Here is a 7,076-nt window from a genome sequence, read left to right as displayed (position 1 = left end):
TTGACCCAAAGGCCGAAGAAGATACTGAAACTCGAGCTAAATTAAAATTAATAGTGGCTTGGAGGCCAGTAAATACGGGGCCTTCAACGGTTTTTGCAGTATTTGGAGGCAAAATCCCTAGGACCCCATACAGCTGCAATCGCTGCTTATTTAGATGATCTGACACTGGCTAAAGAAGTCGTTGAGGGGATTGCAGGCAGTGATTTAGTCAAAGCTGTGGAGTTAAAGTCAACGCAGGAATCGCTAGCTTTACGTGGTACGGTACCTGATGGCGCTCAAACAATGAAGTTTGATTTGGAATCTCCTTTTTCAAGCGGTGAAATGGTTGGTAAATTAAATCTTGTGCCGAATGTCGCTTTGATTAAGTCGGATGCGAGAAAGGCCGCTATCAATCACGTTATATTAATTTCTGTTCAGACGTTTGTTTTGATCACACTTATTATTTTCTTATTAAATACACAGTTGATAACTGAAATAAAACGGCTTGCCAGTCGTTTGCATGGTATTCGGATTGGCAGTGAAGAGCGAATTATTCCAACGCAGTCTCACCAATACGATGAAATTGGTTTATTAACCCACGATATAAATGAGTTATTAAATTCGGTCGAGGAGAATATTAATCTTGAAAGAACGCTTCGACTTGAAGTGGAAGAGTTAGAAAACCGATTCAGAGATATTTTCGAACAGTCCAGTCACGGTATCGCCATTGTCGATATTGATGGCAAAATGAGGCTACATAACCCGTCTTTCAAACAGATTATTGGTGATGAGTGTTTTCAGAAGATTTCAAAGCAAGACTCCCTTTCCTTTTTTGCACTATTTGATGAAGAAAGAAGTCGCTTGGAATCAGCTGCTGCTGAAGTTTTATCGAGTGGTGAGTCACGAGCAGTTGATATAAAAGTTGATGAGGGGTCACAAACGAGGTGGTTATACTGCCTTATTTCGGTCATGACAGACGATGATAAGACGTCGTCTTTTGAAATTGTCTTGCAAGATATTTCAGAGCGTCGCAATCGGGAAGAAAAGTTAAAGGGGCAGGCTGAAGTCGATGCCTTAACCAATTTGTATAATCGCGGTGCAGGTGAGAATAAAATTGAACAACTTATCTCATCTTCGGACTCTAAGCGGTTTTCATATGGCCTGTTTATGATTGATTTGGATGGGTTTAAACCTGTTAATGATCAATTTGGCCATGAAGCAGGAGACAGAGTGCTTATAGCGGTTGCAAATCGATTATTAGGTTCAATTCGTGCTGAAGATATTGCGATACGTTGGGGAGGCGATGAATTTGTTGTTTTTGCCAGATTAACCACGGATTTATCAGAAGCGAGCAGTATTGCAGAAAAACTGTTAAATATATTACAGCAACCAATAGAATGTCAGTCTGATATGAGTGTGACTATCAGTGCTAGCATTGGTATCGCGCTCTATCCATTCAATGCTGATAATATTGAGACATTACTCAAGTACGCTGATCTTGCGATGTATGAAGTCAAATCACACAACAAAAACAGTTATAACTTTTTCAAACAACCCACATTCAAGACGTCAGAGACACAAAGTGTGATCACCGGATTTTAGAATGCCCGGTGAATAACACCGGGCATTTTCTATTGTATTACTGTATTGGTAAATAGACTAACTTACTGCCTTTCATATCCGGCACCATCAGGTACTGACCATCTGCTGAGAGACTAATGTCAGCAGCAGAGACAAAGTCATCACTGAGTAATTGTGGTGTTGCTTTAGGTTCAACTAATTGCCACACCTTACCATTTTGCCAATCACTCACATACAGATAGCCTTTGCTGTCTCTGACCAGACCATCAGCACCACCAAAGCCTTTGTTCAGTGCTTCAGTTTTACCCGAGCTGATATTCGCACGATACAAGTCACCTGTGCCAAAGTCAGCAACTAACAGCGTGTCATTACCGTCCATCAGCAACCCATTAGGACGTTTAATAGCCGATTTATCATCCAAAATTTCGCTCACTTTACCTGCTTGAGTAATTTGATAAATGCCGGCATTTTCTCCATCATCAGTGCCGCTATCAGAGACATATAAGGTACCGTTACCATCAATTTCCATATCATTCAGAAAGACAGGTTTTCCGGGAAAATCCTTGGCTTTGGCGATAACTGTGATATCACCTTTCATATCTACTTTAACGACATGATCGACATCAGCGATATACAGTTCGTTATTCCATAAATCGATGCCTTTGGGATCATTTAAGCCTGTAGCCAGCGTTGTTTTTTGTCCGGACTTATCGATAACCGTGACTTTACCGTCACCGGCTTTACCAAACTCACCAATTTCAGTGACAAATACACGACCATCTGGTGCTGCAATGGCTGATTCAGGCATCTGCAGATCAGTGATTGTTTTGCTATTTGATTGAGACGTGGCATCAGTTGAAGATGCGTTGTCATCGCCATAACTAACACGGTAAATCACATCGTTATAATCATCAGAAATCAGTAAGGAACCATCGGCAAGTTGTAATACATCGGTCGGACGTCCCCAGGCCTCACCATTCTGCAACCAACCATCGATAAAGACTTCATGACCTGTCACCTGATGATTATCATCAAATGTGACACGCATTAACTGGTAACCCACAGGACTCGTTCTATTCCATGAACCATGCTGAGCAATAATGGCATCGCCTTTGTAGTCAGCTGGAAACATATCACCTGTATAGAATTTGAGACCCAGACTTGCGGTATGTGCCTGGAATTCCTGGACAGGGAACGTGACGTCTTGTGGTGCTTGTTTGTCTTTCCAGTCAGGATGTTGCGCTTTGCCACCCGCATAATAAGGGAAACCAAAGTGCATACCGGCTTTAGGTGCGGCATTGAGTTCACCCGGTGGATTATCATCACCCATCATATCGACGTTATTATCAGTGAAATACAGGGTGCCAGTGTCGGGCTGGAAGTCCATACCCACTGAGTTTCTGATACCTTTGGCATATATTTCAGCATCACTGCCATCGGCATTCATACGAATAATGCTGGCTTCAATACCCTGAGGATTACAGATATTACAGGGGGCACCTACGGTGACATAAAGCTTGTTATCAGGGCCAAAAGCAATATAGCGCCAGCCATGGTGTGCTTTATCCGGTAGCTTATCGTAAATAACCTCACGCATTTGTTTAAATGGTAAGTTGAGATCGAAACCCGGAGCGGGGTAAATGGCAATACGGTTTTGCTCAGCAACATAAAGGTTGCCTTGATGCACCGCTACACCATTACCGACTTTTAAATCATCAAGAATCTTCACCACTTTATCGGCTTTACGATCTTTGTTTTTATCGACTACCGCAAAGACATTATTACCGCGTGTGCCAACAAATACTGTGCCTGTTGACTGGCCTAAGGCCATTTGACGCGCACCTTCGACTTCGGCATAAACATTAATATGAAAGCCTTCTGGCAGCTTGAGCTTGTGTAGATTTTCTTCCGCATCGGCTCGGTCAGCAAATGCAGCCTGTCCCATCAGTCCTAACGAACCGGCTAGCATAAGCTGTGTTATTGTCTTAAGTGTCATACATCCTCCTTTAGTATGTATTTTCCTGCTGTGCAGCGTATCGATTATTGAATCACAGAGAATCGATACGCTGCTTGAGTGGTATCAGGACACGATACGTCACTGATACTCATGGTGCTTGCCTAATAAAACGGGGTTTGTGCTGGTTTCTACATATCGTTATTTTTCAGTGAGAAAGGGATAATCGATATAACCATGTTCATCACCACCATAAAAGCTATCGCTGTCAGGTGTATTCAATGGGGCGCGAGTAGAGAAACGTTCAACTAAATCCGGGTTGGCAATGAATAACTTACCGAAGGATATACAGTCAGCATCGCCACTTTGGATCGCTACATTGGCAGTATCAAAATTATATTCACTGTTTGTCATATACGTTCCCTGATACCACTCACGACATAGGCCTAAATCAAACTCGGGGCCCGCAGCGCCTGGATTTTCAGCGCCCATTTCAGTGATATGTAAATACGCCAGGTTAAACTTGTTTAGCGCCTTGATAATGTACTCAAAAGTTTTTTCGGGCTGACTGTCTTTCATATCATTAAAAGGTTGCAACGGAGACAAACGAATACCAACACGGTCTGAACCCCAGATTTTGCAAACTTCATCAACGACTTCTAGGGTCAGACGGGCGCGGTTTTCAATACTGCCACCATATTCATCCGTTCGCTGATTACTGCCATCACGTAAAAATTGGTCAAGCAGATAGCCATTGGCAGAATGCACTTCGACACCATCAAAGCCTGCCGTTAAGGCGTTATAAGCGGCAGTTCTGAAATCATCGATTGTCTGCTTGATTTCATCCTTTGTCATTTCCTGTGGTGTTTCATAAGGTTTTATACCCTCGTAGGTATAAACTTCACCAGCAGGTTTAATGGCTGATGGGGCTTGTGGTTTCATACCACCGGGCAACATAGATGAATGTGAGACTCGACCACAGTGCCATATTTGCAAGACAATCTTGCCACCTTCTGCATGGACTGCCTTGGTGACTTTTTTCCAGCCTTCAATCTGGGCTTTGCTGTATATGCCTGGTGTATTCGGATAACCAATACCTTGAGCCGAGATTAATGTGGCTTCAGTGATAATTAGCCCCGCCGAAGCTCGCTGACGGTAATACTCAACATTCATATCTGTGGGGGCTAAACCTTCACCTGCACGGTTACGCGTAAGCGGTGCCATTATCACGCGGTTTTTCAAGCTGATGGAACCCAGTTCAATAGGTGATAAAAGCGACTGAGTTTGTTGATTCATTGCTGTCATAGTGCATCCCTAAGTTCAAAGTGTAATAACAATTTTGCCTAACTGATTATTGGCTTCCAGATAGCTATGGGCCGCGACAATATCGTCAAATTCAAATGTTTTAGCGATAACAGGGCTTAGCTGCGAATGCTTCAACCAGTCAAAGATTTTTTCTTTAGCTTTGTTTAAACGTTCTGGAGCGCTGGTGAATTCAAATAGCGTGTACCCCCGAATTGTGAGCCCTTTCTGTAATGCGGGGAACAGCGGATAAGGGGTGGGGTCAGCACTTAATGCGCCATATTGAAAGATCATCGCTAATGGTGCGCAGGCTTCAGCTAAGGTGTTTAACATCGGGCCGGCAACAGGATCGAAAACGATATTGACACCACGGCCTTCAGTGATCGCCATCACCGCATCTACCACATCATCTTGTTCACTGATAATCACGTGTTTAGCCCCTAACTGATGGAGTTGTTCTACCTTTTCAGCTGTTCGGGTCATCGCAATAGGTGTGGCACCAATCAGGTTACATAATTGTATGGCAGCAATGCCGACACTACTGGACGCGGCTGGGATTAATACATAATCACTGGCTTGCATTTTGGCAATATCAATCAAGGCACCATACGCTGTTAAATATTGCATCCACACTGATGTCGCTTGCTGCCAGCTTAAATTCTCCGGGTGATGAGTGACAGCGGTAACTGGCATATTGGTGACTTCTGCATAAGCACCATATTGGTTCATTGAAAAGTTGGGAATGGTACTGACGGCATCACCAACTTTGATATGTTTGACGTTGTCACCGACGGCAGTAACGGTTCCTGAACATTCATAGCCTATACGGGCAGGGAGTTCAGGTGTTTCAAGATATTGGCCACGGCGGAACATTGCCTCAGCACGGTTAAGACCAATAGCATGGACTTGGATCTGTACTTCATCAGCAGAAGGGGCTGGGACGGTTTCATCAATAATTGATAAAACGGATGGTTCACCTACCTGAGAAAATTGAACTGTTTTTGTCATAAAGCGCTCCTTTATTTATAGGCTTGCTTGCAGAATTTGTTGGCTTTTTTTGAGGTCGATATCATTATGTTCGCCAAGCTGGGTCAGACCATGTTCAGCCAGTTGTTTGATCATCACTGGAATAGCATCAGCATTAATCTGGTAATCACTCAGATGTGTTTTCACACCCATTCGTTCAAAAAAATCGCGAGTTTTTGTGATCGCCATGTTTATTTTAGTGTCGTCAGTGCCTTCGTTGAGTCCCCAGACACGCTCGGCATACTGTAGTAATTTGGCGGATTTTTTCTCGCGTTGTTCCTGCAGTACTGTGGGCAATAAAATCGCCAATGTTTGTGCGTGATCCAGCCCATGTAGTGCGGTGATTTCATGACCGATCATGTGAGTTGCCCAATCCTGAGGAACTCCGGCACCAATCAAGCCGTTTAACGCTAATGTCGCTGTCCACATGAAATTGGCCTGCAGATCGTAATCATTAGGCGACTCAAGCAGCTTAGGACCAATCTCAATGAGTGTCTGCAATAATCCCTCTGCGAATCGATCCTGCACCATGGCATTAACCGGATAAGTCAGATATTGCTCCATGATGTGCGTGAAGGCATCCACTACACCATTCGCCAGTTGTCGTGGTGGCAAAGTATAGGCTTTGGTCGGATCTAAAATAGAAAATACTGGATAGACGAGCTTACTGCTGAATGCCAGTTTTTCTTGTGTTTCGTAACGTGTGATCACGGAGTTGGCATTCATTTCTGAGCCAGTAGCGGGGAGGGTAAGCACTGAACCAAACGGTAATGCCTGGCGAATATTTGTGGCGTGATTCACTAAGATTTCCTGCCATGGGTCACCATCACACTGCACAGCTGCAGCAACAAACTTGGTGCCATCTATGACAGAACCACCCCCAACAGCTAACAGATAATCCAACTTATTTTGACGAATCTGCTCAACCGCACGCATCAAGGTACTGTAACCAGGATTAGCTTCGATACCGCCAAACTCTTCTATATGACGATTACCAAGGGCAGTAATGACTTCGTCTAGGGTGCCGTTTTTTCGTGCACTTTGTCCACCAAACAACACTAAAACACGCGCATCTTTCGGCACAAGCTCATCGAGTTGTGCAACCTGACCTTCACCAAAAAGGGGTCCTAGGGATTTTGCCTCCAAATACTGCAAAAACCTCCGAAGCCCCCGTGTTTGCTAGCCTGTAGAGAGGCATCAATTTTTACTTATCGGCCGATAGCCCTCAATCGGC

Annotated in this window: 5 protein-coding genes; 1 reads left to right on the top strand and 4 read right to left on the bottom strand. The window is 44.0% G+C overall.

All coding sequences use genetic code 11. The features are described from left to right. Nucleotides 1–93: 93 nt before the first annotated feature. Entirely contained in the window at nt 94–1,581 is a 1,488-nt protein-coding gene (locus tag FH755_RS13765) for a sensor domain-containing diguanylate cyclase (RefSeq protein ID WP_292441676.1), read from the top strand. 37 nt (nt 1,582–1,618) lie between these two features. Here FH755_RS13765 and FH755_RS13760 read toward each other — a convergent pair whose 3' ends face one another. The 4 genes from FH755_RS13760 to FH755_RS13745 form a co-directional block, all read right to left on the bottom strand. Further along, nucleotides 1,619–3,556 carry a PQQ-dependent sugar dehydrogenase gene (locus FH755_RS13760; RefSeq protein ID WP_007145348.1) on the bottom strand — a complete coding sequence of 646 codons (1,938 nt, stop codon included), beginning with the start codon at nt 3,554–3,556 and terminating at the stop codon, nt 1,619–1,621. Nucleotides 3,557–3,715: 159 nt separating this feature from the next. Continuing rightward, nucleotides 3,716–4,819 (bottom strand): alkene reductase, encoded by a 1,104-nt coding sequence (locus FH755_RS13755; protein WP_289245437.1) that lies wholly within the window; start codon nt 4,817–4,819, stop codon nt 3,716–3,718. A gap of 15 nt (nt 4,820–4,834) precedes the next feature. Continuing rightward, nucleotides 4,835–5,824 carry a zinc-dependent alcohol dehydrogenase family protein gene (locus tag FH755_RS13750; protein WP_007145346.1) on the bottom strand — a complete coding sequence of 330 codons (990 nt, stop codon included), beginning with the start codon at nt 5,822–5,824 and terminating at the stop codon, nt 4,835–4,837. A 15-nt stretch (nt 5,825–5,839) separates the two neighbouring features. After that, nucleotides 5,840–6,997: an iron-containing alcohol dehydrogenase gene (locus FH755_RS13745; RefSeq protein WP_292404114.1), complete on the bottom strand. Its 1,158-nt coding sequence runs from the start codon at nt 6,995–6,997 to the stop codon at nt 5,840–5,842. Nucleotides 6,998–7,076 lie beyond the last annotated feature (79 nt).

Source organism: Methylophaga sp. (assembly GCF_009711715.1).
Taxonomy (GTDB): Bacteria; Pseudomonadota; Gammaproteobacteria; order Nitrosococcales; family Methylophagaceae; genus Methylophaga.
The sequence above is the reverse complement of the archived record's forward strand: the minus strand, read 5'-3'. Positions and strand labels throughout refer to the sequence as shown.

Excerpts from the sequence above, each read along its gene's own strand:
- FH755_RS13755 (WP_289245437.1), bottom strand. The coding sequence starts at position 4,819 with ATGACAGCAATGAATCAACAAACTCAGTCGCTTTTATCACCTATTGAA.
- FH755_RS13750 (WP_007145346.1), bottom strand. The coding sequence starts at position 5,824 with ATGACAAAAACAGTTCAATTTTCTCAGGTAGGTGAACCATCCGTTTTA.
- FH755_RS13760 (WP_007145348.1), bottom strand. The coding sequence starts at position 3,556 with ATGACACTTAAGACAATAACACAGCTTATGCTAGCCGGTTCGTTAGGA.